The sequence below is a fragment of the Sorangium aterium genome (assembly GCF_028368935.1).
Lineage (GTDB): Bacteria > Myxococcota_A > Polyangia > Polyangiales > Polyangiaceae > Sorangium > Sorangium atrum.
Map to the genome: position 1 here is coordinate 489,356 of NZ_JAQNDK010000006.1, position 15,262 is coordinate 504,617.

The window sequence follows — 15,262 nt, forward strand, 5'->3', positions numbered from 1 at the left end:
CGTTCGAGCCGTGCGCCGCAATCAGCGTCACGTCGCGTCAGGGGCCCCCGGCACGAGCGAGCCTGCCGGCCGAGGGCCGAGCGCCTCGAGCGCGTCCTCGGGAGGCCGCTTGGACTGCCCGTGCAGCGCGGGCCCGGGCGCCTCCTGCCGCGCGTTCCCGTCGAGCGATTCCGCTGCGCGCCAGACCGGCGAGCGCTGGGCGAGCACGAGCGCGGCGAGGCAGGCGAGCACGCTGGCGAGCGCGCCGGCGTTCATCACGCCCTCGTACCGGCCGCGCGCGGGGCCCGCGTAGGCCAGCCCGAGCAGCGCGCCGCTGGCCAGGCCCCCGATGTGCGCGGCGTTGTTGATGCGGACGCCCGTGCTCGATGCGTTCACGACGAAGCCGAAGAGGACGATGTAAAACACGGCCTGGAGCGCGAGGTCCTTCCATCGCGGGTCGCGGCGGCGGAGCAGCCAGCCGAGCAGGAGGCCCATCACGCCGAACACGGCGCCGCTCGCGCCCGCGGTGCACACGACCTCGGGCTGCACGAAGACGTTCCATGCGGCGCTCGCGCCGAAGCCGCACAGGCCCGTGAGCACGTAGGTGATCGCGAACCGCGCCGAGCCGACGGCGGGCTCGGCGGCGCGGGCGAGCATGCCGAGCGTCACCATGTTCATGCCGAAGTGGAGGACGCCCATGTGCACGAAGACCGCAGAGAGCAGCCGGAACGGCTCGAAGGGCGCGCCGGGCACGAGGAGGAGCGCGCCGAAGCGGAGGTAGCTCGACGCGTCCCACGGCGAGAGGAGGCCGAGATCGCGGGAGTGCGCGGCCATCAGCTGGCCGACGAACACGAACGCCGTGAGCCCGCCCAGGATCTTGGTCGCGAGCAGGCTTCGCCCGTCGAGGCGTCCTCTGGTCGGCGCGGCGTGGGCAGGAGGCGCGAGGAGCGGCGCGCCGCAGCGGATGCAGCGGCTGAAGTCCCCACCGTTGAGGGCGCCGCAGCGCGCGCAGTGCAGCGAGCGCCTCCGTTCGCCGGACGGCCCCGCCGTCACAGGGCGGTCCCGAAGCCGGGGTATGGGGGGGACCTGAACGCTGTATCGAGGGTCACCTGGGCTCCTTTCACGTCGGACGCTCCGCGTGGAGGCCGGCACAATGTGGCGGCTCCTGGCCGTAAGGTCCACGGCTTTGGGCCGTTGTCGAGGGGTGAATGCCGTGGCCCTCCCGCGCTCGGTTTCGCCTGCGGTTCCGCCTGCCGGTGCGCGCGCCCTCCTCGCCGGGGGCGCGCGGCGGCCCGACGGCGGCGCGCGGGGGCTCCTCGACCGCGGGGCGCGCCGGCCCGAGAGGGGCGCGAGGCGGACACCGGTGCGCTCCGTTCTGCGTCCGGGTATCGTCGCCGCTGTGACGGCGGTTGCAGCAGCGAGGCCCGATCTCGAGGCGGAGCGCCTGCTGTGTGAGCGCGCCGCGCAGGGCGATCGCCTCGCGCTCGGGCAGCTGCTCCGCAAGTACGGGCCGGCGCTGTACCGCGCGGTGCTTTTGCCCCGCCTCGGCTCCGACGCGGCCGCGCAGGACGCTCTGGCCGAGACGTACGCGCGCGTGATCGAGCGCTTCTACCAGTTCCAGTGGCAGAGCTGCGGCATCTATCCCTGGCTCCGCGTCATCGCGCTGCGGATCGCGCTCGACATGCTCCGCGCGCGCCGCCGCGAGGCGCTCTTCGAGCCCGAGGATCTTCAGCGCGAGATCGACGCCGCGGAGACCGACCTCACCGCGCGTGGAGAGGCCGAGCTCTGCGAGAAGCGCGATCTCGCCGACGCGCGGGCGCGTGTCGAGGACGCGCTCGGGCGCCTCAACCCCCGTTACGCCGAGGCCATCCGGCTACGGGTGCTGGACGAGCGGCCTCGCGACGAGGTGGCCCTCGCGCTCGGCGTCAGCGTGGCGACGTTCGATGTCGTCCTGCACCGCGCCATGACCGCGCTGAAGAAGGCGCTCGCCGCGCCGCGCGCGGAGCGCAAGGAAGGAGCGCGATGAAGCCGCGGCCGCCCTCGGATCCGCGCTCGCCGCCGGCCGGCGACGGCCCCCTGGAGCGCCGCGTCGGCGCGGATCGCGGCCGGCGGCTCGCGCTCGTCGCGCCTGCCGCGGAGCCCTTCGCGCCTGCGTCCGACGACGAGCTGCGCGCGGCGCGCGAGCTCGCGGAGGCGCTCGATCGCGGCGAGGTGCCGCTCGCGGACGCGCTCAGGGCGGCGGCTCGCCCCGCCGGGCTCGACAGGGCGGAGCACGAGGCGCTGCTCGCGCGCGCGCTCGGTGACGAGGGCGCGCCGCCGACCAAGGCCGAGCTGCGCGCCGCCGAGCGCCTGCGGGAGGCGATCGAGCCCCGCGCCGCTTTCGGCGGTCGGCCGGGGCACGGCGGCGGCTCCGGGGGTGAGGGGGCGCTCGGCTCGCCTGACGCGCGCGACGAGCTCGCGGAGCTCGCTGTTGCGCTCCGGGCCGCGTGGCGTCCGGCGGCGCTCCCGGAGCTCCGGGGGCGCGCGCTCATCGACCAGGCCTTCCGCGCCTCGCCCGCGCGCGGCCCCCGGCGCATCGCGCCTGTGACGATGGCGGCGCTCTCGACCCTCGCCGCGGCTGCGGCGGCCGTGGCGCTGATCTTCGGCCACAGCAGCGAGGAGCGCGCCTCCGTCGCGCGCGCGCCCGCGGCCGCTGCTCCGGCCGCGGCGGTCGCCGCGCGGCCCCTGCTGATCGAGGCGCGCTCGACCGCCGCTCTCTTCGATCCGGCCGCGCCCTTTCCTCGGGAGGGCGGTCAGACGGAGCGGATCGACCGCATCGCCGCCGCGCGCGCGTCGGATCTGCGCCAGAACCGCTACGCGGCGTGGGGGGTGCGCTGATGCGGGGCTCGCACCTGGTCGCCCTTTGCCTGGGGCTCCTCGCGGCGGCGCACCTCGGGTGCGCCCCGGGCGACGAGCGGGCGCGCGCTGCAGGGGGCCCGGGCGATCCGGCGTGCGCGTGCGCCCCGGCCCAGGTCGTCGATCCCACGCTCCTCGCCTTCCTCTCGAGGGCGCGCGCAGCGCACCATGCCGCCGACGTCGCGCTCGACGCGGGCGATCGCGCCGCTGCGCTCCGCGCCCTGGAGGGGATCATCGCCGCGCCGAGGCCGCCGGGGGCGCCGCCGGAGGTCGCCGAGGTGACGGCGGATACGTACGCCCGGCTGGCGGAGCTCCGGAGCGAGGCCGGCGAGTTCGACGCCGCGGCGCGCGACATCGACGCGGGCCTCCGGTTGGCGCCGGCGCCTTCTCATTATCAGGGCCACCTCTATGAGGTCGCGGGTGTTGTCGAGGAGCGCCGCGCGAAGGCGCTCGAGGCGAAGGGGGACCGCGAGGCGGCGACGCAGGCCCGCGCGCGGGCGGTCGGGCTGCTGGAGCGGGCGATCTCGATCCAGGACCAGGTGATCACCGAGGCCCTGAAGGGCCCCGGGGAAAAGCCGCGCTGAAGGGCGCGCTCACCGTGGTCTGCAATTGCGACGGGCGCGCGTTCGTCGTTAGACTCGAGCGGGAGGGGGCCGCTGCTCGACCCGATGACGTTGCGTGTTCCAAGGCCGAAGCCCGGGTACGATCTCAAATCGCTCCCGCTGAAACCCGCGGAGGCGTTCCTCCTGTCCCGGATCGATGGCGTCCTGACGGATCGGGATCTGTCCTTGATCACGGGAATGTCGCACGGTGATACCGTCGAGGCGCTGCGCCGCCTGCGGGACCTCGGCGCGATCCTCCTGGACGGGGAGCCCTCCGGACAGCCTCCGCCGCGGGACGCCGCGCGGCGCACGGCCGCGGTGGATCCGGAGAAGACGATGCCGTCCGGGTCCGAGGCCACCCCGCTCGGCCGGGACGCGCTGCAGCACATGGAGTCCCTGCCGCTCTACGATCCCGCCGAACTCGACGAGCCGGTCGAGCTCGCCCCCGACCGGAAGCGGCGCATCCTCGACCTCTACTACCGCCTCGAGGATCTCAGCTATTACGCGCTGCTCGGCGTCGCGGATCAGGCGGACAAGAAGCAGATCAAGAGCGCCTACTACCAGCTCGCGCCGGAGTTCCATCCGGACACCTATTTCCGGAAGCAGCTCGGCTCCTACAAGCCGAAGATCGAGGCCATCTTCACGCGCATCACGCTGGCGCACGACACGCTGACGTCGAAGCAGCGGCGCGCCGAGTACGACGCGTACCTCGAGCAGACCCACAAGAACCGGACGATGGCGGCGCTGATCGAGCAGACGCCCCGCGACATCGCCACGATCACGACCGCCGTCGACGCCACGGTGCGCGCCGCGTTCGCCGATCCGCGCGACATGGGCGCGTCGCCCGGGCGTTATTCCTCCGAGCGCGCGCCCGCAGAGCAGGGCGCGTCCGCTGCGTCCTCCGGCGCCGCCGCGCCGGTTCAGCCGTCGCCGGCGCAGCCGCCCGCAGGAGCCTCGCCCGACAACGGAGGTGCGCCGGCGCGGAGCGCAGCGCCGACCACGCCTGTCGCGCCTGCTCCCACCGCCAAGGACCGGCGTGAGACGTTCGCGCGCAAGCTCACCGGAGGCCTGAGGCGCCATCCGCCGGGGGCGCCCTCTGCCTCGGCGGCCGCTGCGTCCGGCGCGGCTCCAGCGCCGGCCGCTGCGACCGCTGCGCCTCGGGCGGCCGCCGCGCCAGTTGGACCTGGAACGGCTGCCGCGCCGGCCGCTGCGCCTCGGGCGGCCGCCGCGCCGGCTGTGGCGACCGCTGCGCCTGGAACGGCCGTCGCGCCGACTGCAGCGGCAGGCGCCCCTGCGGCGCCGCCGAAGACCCCTTCCGGCGTGCGTTCGCCGGAGTCGATGCGGGCGGTCGAGGCGCTCAAGGCGCGTTACGAGAACGCCCGCAACGATGCGCTCCGGAGCCAGATCGCGCGGTACTCCGAGGTAGCTCGGGCCGCGCTCGAGCGGAGCGAGTTCGCGAGCGCGGCCAACGCCTACCGGATCGCCGCGTCGCTGGCTCCGGAGGACGCCGAGCTCCAGAGGGCGTCGGCCGAGGTGGAGCGCCTCGCGGCGGTGGCGCTGGCAGACGGCTACCTCAAGCAGGCCGAGTACGAGGCACAGAACGGCCGCTGGGTCGATGCGGCGCTGAGCTATGTGAAGGTGTGCAACGGCCGCCCGGACGACGCCGGCGCGCACGAGCGGGTCGCGTATGCGACGCTCCAGGCCGGGGAGAGCACGCGGCGGGCGGTGGAGTTTGCGCGGCGGGCGGTGGAGCTCGTGCCCGCCTCCGTGGAGTACCGGCTCACGCTCGCGCTGTCGTACGCGGCCGCGGGGCTCGCGAAGAGCGCGGCCGGCGAGCTCGAACGCGCCGCCGAGCTCGCAGGGAACGATGGTAGGCTGCGCGGCCTCGTCGCGCAGGCGCGCGAGCAGGCCAAACAGCAGGGGAAGCAAGTCTAGCGCCGGCCCTTACAGAAGGCGCGCCGGCCTCGGGCAGGCCCGGGGCGGCGCCTTCCGCAGAGACGGCGCACGATTGGCCCGCTCGGCTCCGCGAAACGGTCTAGCATCGTGGCCTCAGCGGCCGTTCGGGCCGAAGATCACAAGAGGAGCAGCGGCATCGATGGAGCGTGTCATCGGCATTGACCTTGGCACCACGAACTCGTGCGTTGCCATCGTCGAGGAGGGCGTCCCGACCGTCATCCCGAATCGCGGTGGGTACAAGACGACGCCGTCCATGGTCGCGATCACCGAGGCCGGCAAGCGGCTCTGCGGGCACATCGCGAAGCGGCAGGCGATCACCAACGCCGAGAACACGGTCTACGCCGCGAAGCGGCTGATCGGCCGCAAGTGGTCGTCCCCGCAGGTGAAGAACGCGATCCTGACCGCCTCGTACAAGATCGTCGAGGGGCCGCACGGCGACGTCCGCATCCAGCTGCGCGACAAGACGTACTCGGTCCCCGAGATCAGCGCGATGGTCCTCCAGGAGATGAAGCTGTTCGCCGAGGACTACCTCAACGAGCCGGTCTCGAAGGCGGTGATCACCGTCCCCGCCTACTTCAACGACAACCAGCGGCAGGCGACGAAGGACGCGGGCCAGATCGCGGGGCTCGACGTCATCCGCATCGTCAACGAGCCGACGGCGGCGGCGCTGGCGTACGGGTTCGGCAAGAACGTCGAGAAGACGATCGCCGTCTTCGACCTCGGCGGCGGCACGTTCGACATCTCCGTGCTCGAGATCGGCGCGGGCGGGGTCTTCAAGGTGATCGCCACGGCGGGGGACACGTTCCTCGGCGGCGAGGACTTCGACGCCCGCGTCATCGACTGGCTGGTGCAGGGCTTCAAGGAGCAGCACGACGTCGACCTGCGGCAGGACCGGATGGCGCTCCAGCGGCTCAAGGACGCGGCCGAGAAGGCGAAGTGCGAGCTGTCCAGCGTCCTGGAGACCGAGATCAACCTTCCATTCATCATCTCGAGCGCGCGGAACGAGGCGTTGCACCTCCAGCGGACGCTCTCGCGGGCCACGCTGCAGGAGCTGTGCGAGGACCTCGTCGAGCGGTGCATCGAGATCTGCAGCCAGACGCTCGAGGACGCGCGGCTCGATCGCGACGAGATCGAGGACGTCGTGCTCGTCGGCGGCATGACGCGCATGCCGAGGGTGCAGGAGGCCGTGCGCGACTTCTTCGAGCGCGAGCCGTGCAAGGGGGTGCACCCCGACGAGGTGGTCGCGCTCGGCGCGGCGGTGCAGGGCGCGGCGCTCGTGGACGAGACGAAGCAGATGATCCTGCTCGACGTCACGCCGCACGCGCTCGGCATCATGACGTTCGGGTCGAACTTCGAGGAGCTCATCCCGCAGAACACCACGGTGCCCACGAGCCGGTCGAAGATCTTCACGACGAGCCGCGACAACCAGACCGCCGTGAAGATCCTCGTCATGCAAGGCGAGCACCAGAAGGCGACGGACAACGAGCTGCTCGGCGAGTTCATCCTCACGGGCCTGCGCCGCGCGCCGAAGGGGCAGGTCGAGATCGAGGTTACGTTCGAGATCAACAGCGACGGCATCGTCTCGGTGAGCGCGAAGGATCTGGAGACGGGCCAGCAGCAGTCGATCCAGGTGACCGCGTCGAGCGGCCTCACGAAGGAGGAGGTCGGCGAGATGATGGAGGCGGCGAAGGAGTACCTCGTCGATCGCCGCGCGAGCGACCAGTTCGAGGGCGTCCGGCAGGAGGCCGAGAAGCTCATCGCCGAGATCGAGCGGATGTTCCCGCAGGTCGAGCAGATCGTGGCGTCCAGCGACTTCGGCCGCGACGCCATCGGCAAGGCGCGCGGGATCGTGGATCGCTCGCGTCAGGCCATCGGCCGGCGCGACGCCGCCGCGGTCAAGGAGCAGATGGAGGCGCTCTCGCGCACCCACCGGATGTTCAAGGGCGTCGTAGCCAGGCCACAGGGGTGATGGGTGGCCGCGATGAGGGAAGACGATGCGGTCGGTGCCGCCTGACTCCAAGACCCTGGACTCCTCCTGGGGGCTCGACGAGGTGGACGAGCTCGAGGACACCCAACCGGTCGCCTCGGAGGAGCTCCTCGCGCTCGCCGCGCTCGCCCGCGAGGAGAATGGCTCACCGCGCATGGAAACCCCGCCCGCCGGCACGCCCCTGCTGCCGGACGGCGAGGGCAAGATCACGCTCCCGCCGCCGATCCCGGTCAGCGACTACGTGGCAAAGATGATGACCCGCCGCTCTCACTCGAGCTCCGAGATCACCGCCCAGCGGCAGCGCCCTCCGGAGGCCTTTCCGCCGGAGGGGTACCCGCCCGCCCCGCCGCCGCGCAGGACGATCCCGTGGGAGCCGCCGCCCGGCTCCTCGTTCTCGAGCAAACACGGCGCTTCCGGCCGAGAGGCGGCGAGGCTCGGCCTGGAGTGCGACGAGCCCGGGGTCCCGTCGCGGCCCAGCGGGCGGATGGGGTTCGGATCGCTCGACGCCGAGCGCGACTTCGGGGCGGAGCTCGACGACGATCTCCTGCGCGAGCCGAGCCAGCCGTACCCGCGCAGCTTTGGCGAGATCGACGTCTTCGGTGGCCCGCCGGTCGACGCGCGGGACGTCCACGTCCCCCCGGCCGCGAAGGGGCGCGTCCCTCGTCCGGACGACGGCGGGCCGCTGGGCATCGATTTCCGCCTCGATCTCGGGTTCGAGGAGCCGGGCCCGCCGATGGACGAGCCGCCGATCACGCCGCCGCCCGGCACGCTCCGTTACGGCCTGCTCGTGGAGGATGACGAGTCCGCGTTCCGCGGCGGGACGGGGGCGCTCGCCGGTTCGACCTCGTACAGGGTCTCGGGCGAGGCGCAGGGCGCGGCGCGCGCTCCGCGCCGATCCGAGACCGAGCGCGCGCCTGCGGCCGTCGCGAAGGCCGACAAGGGGGTTCATTCACGCGCGACCGAGCCCCAGCTGAGCGCCCAGGGGCCGCGGGAGCAGATGCAGCACCGGTTCGATCAGGGCGATTTCGGCGGAGCGCTCGTCCTCGCGGAGGGCCTGCTCGAGGAGAACCCGAAGGACTGGATGGCGCGGCAGTACGCGGACAGCTGCGTCGAGACGCTCCGGCAGATGTACCAGTCGCGCCTCGGAGACGGCTCGCGCGTGCTGCGGCTCGCGGTGCCCCCGGATCAGCTCCGCTCGCTGAACCTCGATCACCGCGCGGGCTTCCTGCTCTCGTGCATCGACGGCTACAGCTCGATCGACGAGATCCTCGACGTGTCGGGCATGCAGACGCTCGAGGCCTTGCGGCTCCTGTACGAGCTCGTGCAGGAGGGGATCGTCTGCAGCGTCTAGGCGCCGGCCTCGCCTGACGTCGCGGCGTCGCCTTCGCCTCATCGTTCCGGGCGAGCCGCCGCGTCCCCAGACCCGCCTTTCCGCGACGGCGCAAGCTCGCTAGGTTGCACCGGTGCGCACGGCTCTCCAGGCCGCTGTCGGTCTCCTCCTCGCGCTGCTCGCCGGCCGCATGGGCGCGTCGCTCCTCTCGACGATCCAGCCGATCGAGCCCGACGCTCCGGCGCGGCGGTCCCCGTCCGCTCCCTCCGGCGCCAGCGCCGCGCCAGCGCTGGCAGCTCCGGCGCCCGCGCCTCCACCGGAGGCCGAGCTCGCGGCGCACGCCGATCCTGTCGCGAGCTACACGCTGCGCGCGAGCCTCGATCCGGCGCAGCACACGATGCACGGCGAGGGCACGCTGGTCTGGCGGAACGCGTCGCGCGCGCCGCAGCGCGAGCTGTTCGTCCACCTCTACCTGAACGCCTTCAAGGACGAGCGCACCGTGTTCCTCCGCTCGTCCATCGACGGCTTTCGCGGCAGCGAAATGCTGTATGATTACGGGCATATCCAGGTGACTCGCTTCGCGGTTCGCGAGATGGAGGGCGCGGACGTCTGGCCCCAGGGGAAGCCCACGACGCCCGGCGATCGCGACGACGAGACCGACATCCGGGTGGAGCTGCCGCGGGCCGTCGCTCCGGGCGAGGCGATCACCATCGATCTCGCGTGGGACGCGGACCTCCCGTCGCTCGCGCTCAGGACGGGTCACTACGGGACCTTCCACATGGTGGCGCAGTGGTTCCCGAAGATCGCGCGCCTCGAGCCCGACGGGAGCTGGGCGCACTTCCCTTACCACCGGCTCTCGGAGTTCTACGCCGACTTCGGGGCGTACGACGTGACGGTCGACGTCCCGGAGCGCTTCGCGGTCGGGGCGACCGGCCGGCTCGTGGAGGAGCGGCGGGCCGACGGGCGAGCGATCCGCCGGTTCGTGCAGGAGGACGTGCACGACTTCGCCTTCGCCGCGTGGGACCGCTTCCGCGAGCTGCGCGCCACGACCGATGACGGCGTCGCGATCCGGTGCCTCTTCCCCGAAGGAAGCGAGCGCGAGGCGGCGCTGGAGATCGACCTCGTCCGGTTCGGCCTGGAGCGCTTCGGCGCGGCGTTCGGACGCTACCCGTACCGCACGCTCACGATCGTGCACCCGCCGGAGGGCGCCGAGGAGGCGGGCGGCATGGAGTATCCAACGCTCATCACGACCGGCGGCAGCTGGCTCTGGCCCGTCGTGGGCGTGCGCTACGTCGAGGCGGTCACGGTGCACGAGCTCGCGCACCAGTGGTTCTATGGCCTCGTCGCGACGAACGAGCACCGTTACCCGTTCCTCGACGAGGGCCTCACCACCTATGCGGAAGCGGACGCGCTGCGCGCGCGCTACGGCGACGGCTCGTCGGCGCGGCTGCTCGGGCTCGAGATCGACCTCCGCACGCAGTACCGCGCCGACGCGCTCAGGTCGGGCCACAACGGCGCCGTCGCCCAGCCGGCCGCGGGCTTCGTCGACGGGACGGACTACCTCGGGCTGGTGTACGGGAGGCCCGCGGTGCTCCTCGCGACGCTCGCCGGCGTGTACGGCGAGGATCTCGTGCGGCGGGCCGTCGGCCGCTACGCGCGTGAGAACCGGTTCCAGCACCCCGGCCCCGAGGCGCTGCTCGACGCGGTGCGGCGGGAGGTGGGCGACGAGGCGGCCGAGGCGCTCCGCGCCGGGCTCTTCGAGCGGGCGTGGGTCGACTACGCGGTCGGGGCGTTCAATGCGTGGCCCGCGGACGGCGCGGCGCTCGCGCCAGGCGAGGCCGGGATCGACGCGGCGGGTTACCGCGGCCGCGCCGTCGTGCGGCGCCGCGGCTCGCTCGTGCTCCCCGTCGATGTCGCGCTGCACGGCGCCGACGGGAGCGTGCAGCGGGCGCGGTGGGACGCGCGCGACAGCGTCGCCGCGATCCCTTACGCCGGCGCCTCGCCGCTCGTCGCCGTGGTGATCGACCCCGACCACCGGGTGCTGCTCGACGAGGACCTCGCGAACAACGCGCGCCGATCGCGCCCCGACCTCCTCGCGCCTGGCGTGCTCTCGCGCGCGAGCTTCGCCGTGGGGCTCGCGCTCACGCTCCTCGGGCCATGAGCGCGCCGGCGGAGCGGGGCGCGAGCGATCCGGGCTCGGAGGGGGCCGCGGTGGCCGATCCAGGGCGCGGGCGGCGTGCAGTGGGGCGCCCCGCCGCGCACGAGCGGCCAGCGGCGGTCGCGCTGTACTTCGGCTACAGGGCGCTCGCCTCGGTCCTCGTCGCGGCGCCGCTGTCCGTCTTCGTGGCCCAGGTCGTCGGCGAGTACCCGCGCGGCGACGCGATCCTCTTCGATCCCGGCGGCCTGATGCTCGGCGAGCTCACACGCCTCTCGGCGCATGTCGCCGCTGCCCTCGCCACGCAGCTCGGCCTGGGCACCCTGCTGGCAGCCGCGCTCGGCCTGCTCCCGCTCGCGGTGCTCCTCGCCGCGCTGAGCCAGGAGGGACCGCTCTCCGCGCAGGACCTGGGAGGCCGCGCGGCGCGCGCCCTGGGCCCGCTCGCGCTGCTCTGGGGCGTCGCGCTCGCGGCGCAGGTCGCCGCCGCGGCGCTCGTCCTGCTCCCCGGGACGAAGCTCTGCGCGGAGCTCCCGGTCCTGCCGCGCGGCCGCGACCTCGCGGCGATCGCCGTCGCCGCGGCCGCGCTGGTACCTGTCGCGGCCATCGGCCTGCTCCACGATGTCGCGCGGGTCGCTGTGGTCGGCGAGCAGCGGGGCTTCTACACAGCCGTCTCCAGAGGGCTCGACGCGCTGCGTGCTGCTCCGCTCGCGGCCGCCTGGGCCTGTGCGTCCAGGGGCGTCCTTGCTGCCGTCGCGCTCGCCGGCGGGGCGTGGGTCATGCACCTGGCCGGGGTCAGCACGGGCCTGCGCGTCGCGGCCGCGCTCGCCGTGCAGCTCGCGGCGTTCGCCGTCGCGGCCTACCTGCGCGCCTCGTGGCTCGCGGCCGCCCTCCGGCTGCTCGATCGCTCCGCGCCCTGAAGAATTCCTTGACATTCGGCCACATCCACGTAACGTAGCCCGCCCGTGACCGACGCTTCCGGCGTAAGCGCGGGGCCCGCAGCAAAGCCCAGGTAGCTCAGTTGGTAGAGCAGAGGATTGAAAATCCTCGTGTGGGCGGTTCGATTCCGTCCCTGGGCACTACTGTTTCCTTCCTTGGACCGGCGAGCAAACGCCGCCGTACCGTCTTCACGCTAGCGTGAGCAGCCGTTCTGCACGGCGCAGCCGCTTGTCGTGGGTTCGCGGGTAACTCCGCCTCTCGCCAGCTGGCCTCGTCGGCTCGCTGCGGAAGAGGGCAGGGCGCAGCGGTCTGTTCAGGAGTACTTTCGCGGGTTTGGCCACATCGGGTGACAGTGGAACTTGGTTCCGGTGCGGTAGCGATCCTGATAAGGTGACGGGGGGATCACTCGTTGCAACCTGAACACTCCGGAGGCGCCCCAGGGAACGCGCCTCCTCATGGAGGCTCCCTCATGGCCGATCGTCGTGTCGACTCCTCGCGAAAGAGCTCTCCGGAAACGGCCTCCGCTTCCGACTCGGCGCCGCGGAGCCGGCCGTCCGCGCCAAGTAGCCAGCCCAGCGAGACCGCTCGAAAGAAGAAGATCCTCGTCGTCGACGACTCGCTGACTTCGCTGCTGTCACAGCAGCTGACGCTCGGCGTGGACGACTACGACATTGTCATCGCGCGCAACGGCAAGGAGGCCATCGCGAAGGCGATTGCGGAGCGCCCCGATCTCATCCTGATGGATGTCGTCATGCCGGCGATGGACGGCTTCCAGGCCTGCAGGTGGCTCCGCGCGTTCGATGCGACGAAGACCGTCCCGATCATCATGATGACGACGAGGAGCGATCAGACGAGCATCAAGATCGGCTTCGCGAACGGGTGTACCGACTACCTCATCAAGCCTTTCGACAGCAATACGCTGCTCACGAAGGTCCGCACCCACCTAGGCGAATAAGCGATCTCGCCCCCTCGGCGCGCGCGGGCGTCAGAGGCTGGGCTCCGGGAGCCGAGCCGAGCCTCCGCCCACACAGGCGCCCGGCGCCCGTCACGCGGTCAACCCTCAGTTAAGATTGAAGGCGGCCCAGAACTTGAGCCCGGTCGCCAGATCGGCGCAGCCGCTCAGGTTGTCGACCTGTTCGCGGCACCCATCGACGTCGACCGCGCCGCTGCGGCACGCGAACTCGTCATCCACGCAGGAGAGGGCCTCGTCGAACTGCTCCTCGCAGCCCTGCGAAGCCGCCTCGCGCTCGGCGTCTTCGAGGTTGTCCACGCAGTCCTCTTCGTCGTCCGGGCTGCAGTCTCCGGTGCAATCGCACCTGTCCTCGCACAGACCCGAGATGGAGGGCCCGCAGCCCGGAAGCATGGCGAGCGCGAGGACGACCGTGAACGAGCAAGCGAGCTTCAACATTGTACCTCCGACTGGTCGCGCGTCGCGCGAGCTACGATGTTGTGGCCTGTCTATCGCGTCCGCGGAGGGGGTACAAGCCGCACGTTCGGCGTCCCGGACGCGCGCGGCGGCGCGTCAATCCGGGCGCCTCCTGGCGCCTTTGCAGCCCTCGGCGCGTCACGCCGGGGGCGCGGCGCGCCGACTCGGCTGCTGCCAGGCATCATGAGCCCGACCCGGGCGTCTACGGCTGATCCAGCGCCGAAAACCAGCGGTGTTGGCCACGGGCCCCTGCTCACGCAGGCATTCCCGGAGCCACCCTCCCTCGCTTCGTTCTGCTCGACTCCCGCGCGGTTCCGTTCAGCTCCGTTCAGTTCCTCGCGGCACCATCGGCCTGCGCTGGCCAGAGCCGGCGGAAGCCGACGCCGAGGAGCGCGCCGTCGTCGCGCTGCACCAGGCCGCCGAAGCGGCACTTCTCCACCAGCGTACCTTCGGCGAGGTCTCCGCCGTCCTGAAACCGGATGCGCTGGCCCTCGCTCAGGGCCGCAAAGACGCGCGCGTCGGCCGCGACGGCAAGGAGCGAGTCCGGCGCCCCGGCGCGCAACGGCGCGAGGTTGGCAGGGCGCGCTCGGTGAACAACGCCCCGACCGGCCACGGCCTGAGCACGGGCCGAGCTTCGAGCTTCGTCCTGGGTGGAGGATGTGGTTGTTGTGGTGTCAATCCACACATCGACGGTGGTGCCACGCCTGTACAGGACCACCCCGGGGAGCGCCTCGCCCGCGGCGGTGGTCAGCTGGACCAGCTCGCCCACGCCGGGCTCGGTCGACGCGCGCCCGCCCAGGCGCTCACGCACCGCGTCCACCGTGGGCGTGGTCGACGCAGGCGCCGTGGCGCGATCGGCGCGGCCCAGGTGGAGCAGGGGGAGCGAAAACTTGCGCGTCATCGGCCCCGACCATTCTACGCGAACCGACGCGCCCTCGCTCGGATGCAGCCCTGGGATCCGCGCCTGAAGCCGCCTGCGTGTTTCCAGGCAGGCCGGCGCTCGCGGCCCCCCTCGGTTACCGTCGGTTACCCTCGGTTACATGCCGATGGCGCCGCGGTACATCCACCCCGTCTTGCCGCGGTGCTCGACCTTGTACCAGTCGTTCTGCCGGCCAACGAGCTTGACCCGAGTGCCACGCACCAGGCGCATCACCACATCTCCCTCCTTGGGCGCACCGCGGACGAGCGCAGTATCCCAGCTCACCGTGGCCAGGCCGCTGGCGGCGGTCTCGCTCGTGGTCGTGCCGGCGGCCTGCTCCTGTTCGCCGCTGCCGGCCTCTGCCTTCGCGGTGTCGGCCTGCGCGCCGGGGGGATAGAAGGTGGCAGTGTAAACCAGGGAGTATCGGCGGTACTTGTGCGGGACTTCCTCGAGGGACACGTTCGAGAACTCGCGCGCCGCGCACTGGAGAATGCCGCTGGCCGTCGAGGCGGGCAGGCTCGTCTTCTTCCCCTTGACGACCTGGACCTCCTTCTTCTCGAAGTTGAGCTCGAAGCCGATCGGGAGCTTGCCGTCCACGCCGAGCGCCGCCGGACACTGGGCGAGCTCCTTCAGCCGGGGGAGCGCGATCGGATCGAACTGGAGCTCTCCGCAGTCCTCGACCTTCTTGTTCTTCTTGTCGGAGCAGCGCGTGATCCTGCCGGGGCCGACCACGACCTGCTGCTGGTTCTTCGCGGCGGCCTCCGGAGGCTTGGCCTCGGGCTCCGCGGTCCCGGGCGCGGCCGCCGCGGGGGGAGGGGACGCGGGCGTCGCCGTGGCCTCGGCCGTCGCCTTGACGTCGGAGGGCACGCTCGGGCCGATGCGGACGCCGGCGAGCTTGGGCCACGCGACGCCGACGACAAACCCCACCAGCGCGATCACCCCCACCCGTGACCAGACCGGCTGCTCATCGCCGGGACGGGGGATGTCGACCGTCAGCGGGCGCTGCCTCTTCGCCATGTCCGCCTTCGCCATGTCCAGCACGTCGCCTAGCACAGGTGAGCCATCGGAACGAAATAG

General features: G+C 72.4%; 13 protein-coding genes and 1 tRNA gene. 10 read left to right on the top strand and 4 right to left on the bottom strand.

Annotated elements, in window-relative coordinates:
- Window positions 1–27 precede the first annotated feature (27 nt).
- Entirely contained in the window at window positions 28–1,032 is a 1,005-nt protein-coding gene (locus POL72_RS45905; protein WP_272103244.1) for a rhomboid family intramembrane serine protease, read from the bottom strand.
- A 310-nt stretch (window positions 1,033–1,342) separates the two neighbouring features.
- Between POL72_RS45905 and POL72_RS45910 the strand changes: the two genes are divergently transcribed.
- The 10 genes from POL72_RS45910 (at window position 1,343) to POL72_RS45955 (ending at window position 12,795) form a co-directional block, all read left to right on the top strand.
- Entirely contained in the window at window positions 1,343–2,005 is a 663-nt protein-coding gene (locus POL72_RS45910; protein WP_272103245.1) for an RNA polymerase sigma factor, read from the top strand.
- Window positions 2,002–2,856 (top strand): hypothetical protein, encoded by an 855-nt coding sequence (locus tag POL72_RS45915; RefSeq protein WP_272103246.1) that lies wholly within the window; start codon window positions 2,002–2,004, stop codon window positions 2,854–2,856. Before POL72_RS45910 ends, POL72_RS45915 begins: the two co-directional genes overlap by 4 nt.
- Complete coding sequence (locus POL72_RS45920) at window positions 2,856–3,458, top strand: hypothetical protein (protein ID WP_272103247.1); 603 nt, start codon at window positions 2,856–2,858, stop codon at window positions 3,456–3,458. Before POL72_RS45915 ends, POL72_RS45920 begins: the two co-directional genes overlap by 1 nt.
- Window positions 3,459–3,542: 84 nt before the next feature.
- The gene (locus tag POL72_RS45925) at window positions 3,543–5,411 is read left to right on the top strand and encodes a J domain-containing protein (RefSeq protein ID WP_272103248.1); all 1,869 of its coding nucleotides are present in this window, start codon (window positions 3,543–3,545) and stop codon (window positions 5,409–5,411) included.
- Between the two features lie 160 nt (window positions 5,412–5,571).
- Window positions 5,572–7,401, top strand: coding sequence for a molecular chaperone DnaK (dnaK, locus tag POL72_RS45930; RefSeq protein ID WP_272103249.1), 1,830 nt, complete (start codon window positions 5,572–5,574; stop codon window positions 7,399–7,401).
- A gap of 34 nt (window positions 7,402–7,435) precedes the next feature.
- Window positions 7,436–8,770 (top strand): hypothetical protein, encoded by a 1,335-nt coding sequence (locus POL72_RS45935; RefSeq protein WP_272103250.1) that lies wholly within the window; start codon window positions 7,436–7,438, stop codon window positions 8,768–8,770.
- 112 nt (window positions 8,771–8,882) lie between these two features.
- Window positions 8,883–10,910 (top strand): M1 family metallopeptidase, encoded by a 2,028-nt coding sequence (locus POL72_RS45940; protein ID WP_272103251.1) that lies wholly within the window; start codon window positions 8,883–8,885, stop codon window positions 10,908–10,910.
- The gene (locus tag POL72_RS45945; protein WP_272103252.1) at window positions 10,907–11,821 is read left to right on the top strand and encodes a hypothetical protein; all 915 of its coding nucleotides are present in this window, start codon (window positions 10,907–10,909) and stop codon (window positions 11,819–11,821) included. Before POL72_RS45940 ends, POL72_RS45945 begins: the two co-directional genes overlap by 4 nt.
- Before the next feature lie 86 nt (window positions 11,822–11,907).
- A tRNA-Phe gene (locus POL72_RS45950) sits at window positions 11,908–11,980 on the top strand.
- 329 nt (window positions 11,981–12,309) lie between these two features.
- Window positions 12,310–12,795 carry a response regulator gene (locus POL72_RS45955; RefSeq protein WP_272103253.1) on the top strand — a complete coding sequence of 162 codons (486 nt, stop codon included), beginning with the start codon at window positions 12,310–12,312 and terminating at the stop codon, window positions 12,793–12,795.
- Window positions 12,796–12,900: 105 nt separating this feature from the next.
- Here POL72_RS45955 and POL72_RS45960 read toward each other — a convergent pair whose 3' ends face one another.
- From POL72_RS45960 to POL72_RS45970, 3 genes are all read right to left on the bottom strand, one after another.
- The gene (locus POL72_RS45960; RefSeq protein ID WP_272103254.1) at window positions 12,901–13,248 is read right to left on the bottom strand and encodes a hypothetical protein; all 348 of its coding nucleotides are present in this window, start codon (window positions 13,246–13,248) and stop codon (window positions 12,901–12,903) included.
- A 346-nt stretch (window positions 13,249–13,594) separates the two neighbouring features.
- Window positions 13,595–14,167, bottom strand: a complete 573-nt coding sequence (locus tag POL72_RS45965) for a hypothetical protein (protein WP_272103255.1) — start codon at window positions 14,165–14,167, stop codon at window positions 13,595–13,597.
- Window positions 14,168–14,302: 135 nt separating this feature from the next.
- Window positions 14,303–15,217 (bottom strand): SH3 domain-containing protein, encoded by a 915-nt coding sequence (locus POL72_RS45970; RefSeq protein WP_272103256.1) that lies wholly within the window; start codon window positions 15,215–15,217, stop codon window positions 14,303–14,305.
- Window positions 15,218–15,262 lie beyond the last annotated feature (45 nt).

Excerpts from the sequence above, each read along its gene's own strand:
- POL72_RS45915 (WP_272103246.1), top strand. The coding sequence starts at position 2,002 with ATGAAGCCGCGGCCGCCCTCGGATCCGCGCTCGCCGCCGGCCGGCGAC.
- POL72_RS45920 (WP_272103247.1), top strand. The coding sequence starts at position 2,856 with ATGCGGGGCTCGCACCTGGTCGCCCTTTGCCTGGGGCTCCTCGCGGCG.
- POL72_RS45955 (WP_272103253.1), top strand. The coding sequence starts at position 12,310 with ATGGCCGATCGTCGTGTCGACTCCTCGCGAAAGAGCTCTCCGGAAACG.
- POL72_RS45970 (WP_272103256.1), bottom strand. The coding sequence starts at position 15,217 with ATGGCGAAGGCGGACATGGCGAAGAGGCAGCGCCCGCTGACGGTCGAC.
- POL72_RS45960 (WP_272103254.1), bottom strand. The coding sequence starts at position 13,248 with ATGTTGAAGCTCGCTTGCTCGTTCACGGTCGTCCTCGCGCTCGCCATG.
- dnaK (WP_272103249.1), top strand. The coding sequence starts at position 5,572 with ATGGAGCGTGTCATCGGCATTGACCTTGGCACCACGAACTCGTGCGTT.
- POL72_RS45945 (WP_272103252.1), top strand. The coding sequence starts at position 10,907 with ATGAGCGCGCCGGCGGAGCGGGGCGCGAGCGATCCGGGCTCGGAGGGG.
- POL72_RS45925 (WP_272103248.1), top strand. The coding sequence starts at position 3,543 with ATGACGTTGCGTGTTCCAAGGCCGAAGCCCGGGTACGATCTCAAATCG.
- POL72_RS45965 (WP_272103255.1), bottom strand. The coding sequence starts at position 14,167 with ATGACGCGCAAGTTTTCGCTCCCCCTGCTCCACCTGGGCCGCGCCGAT.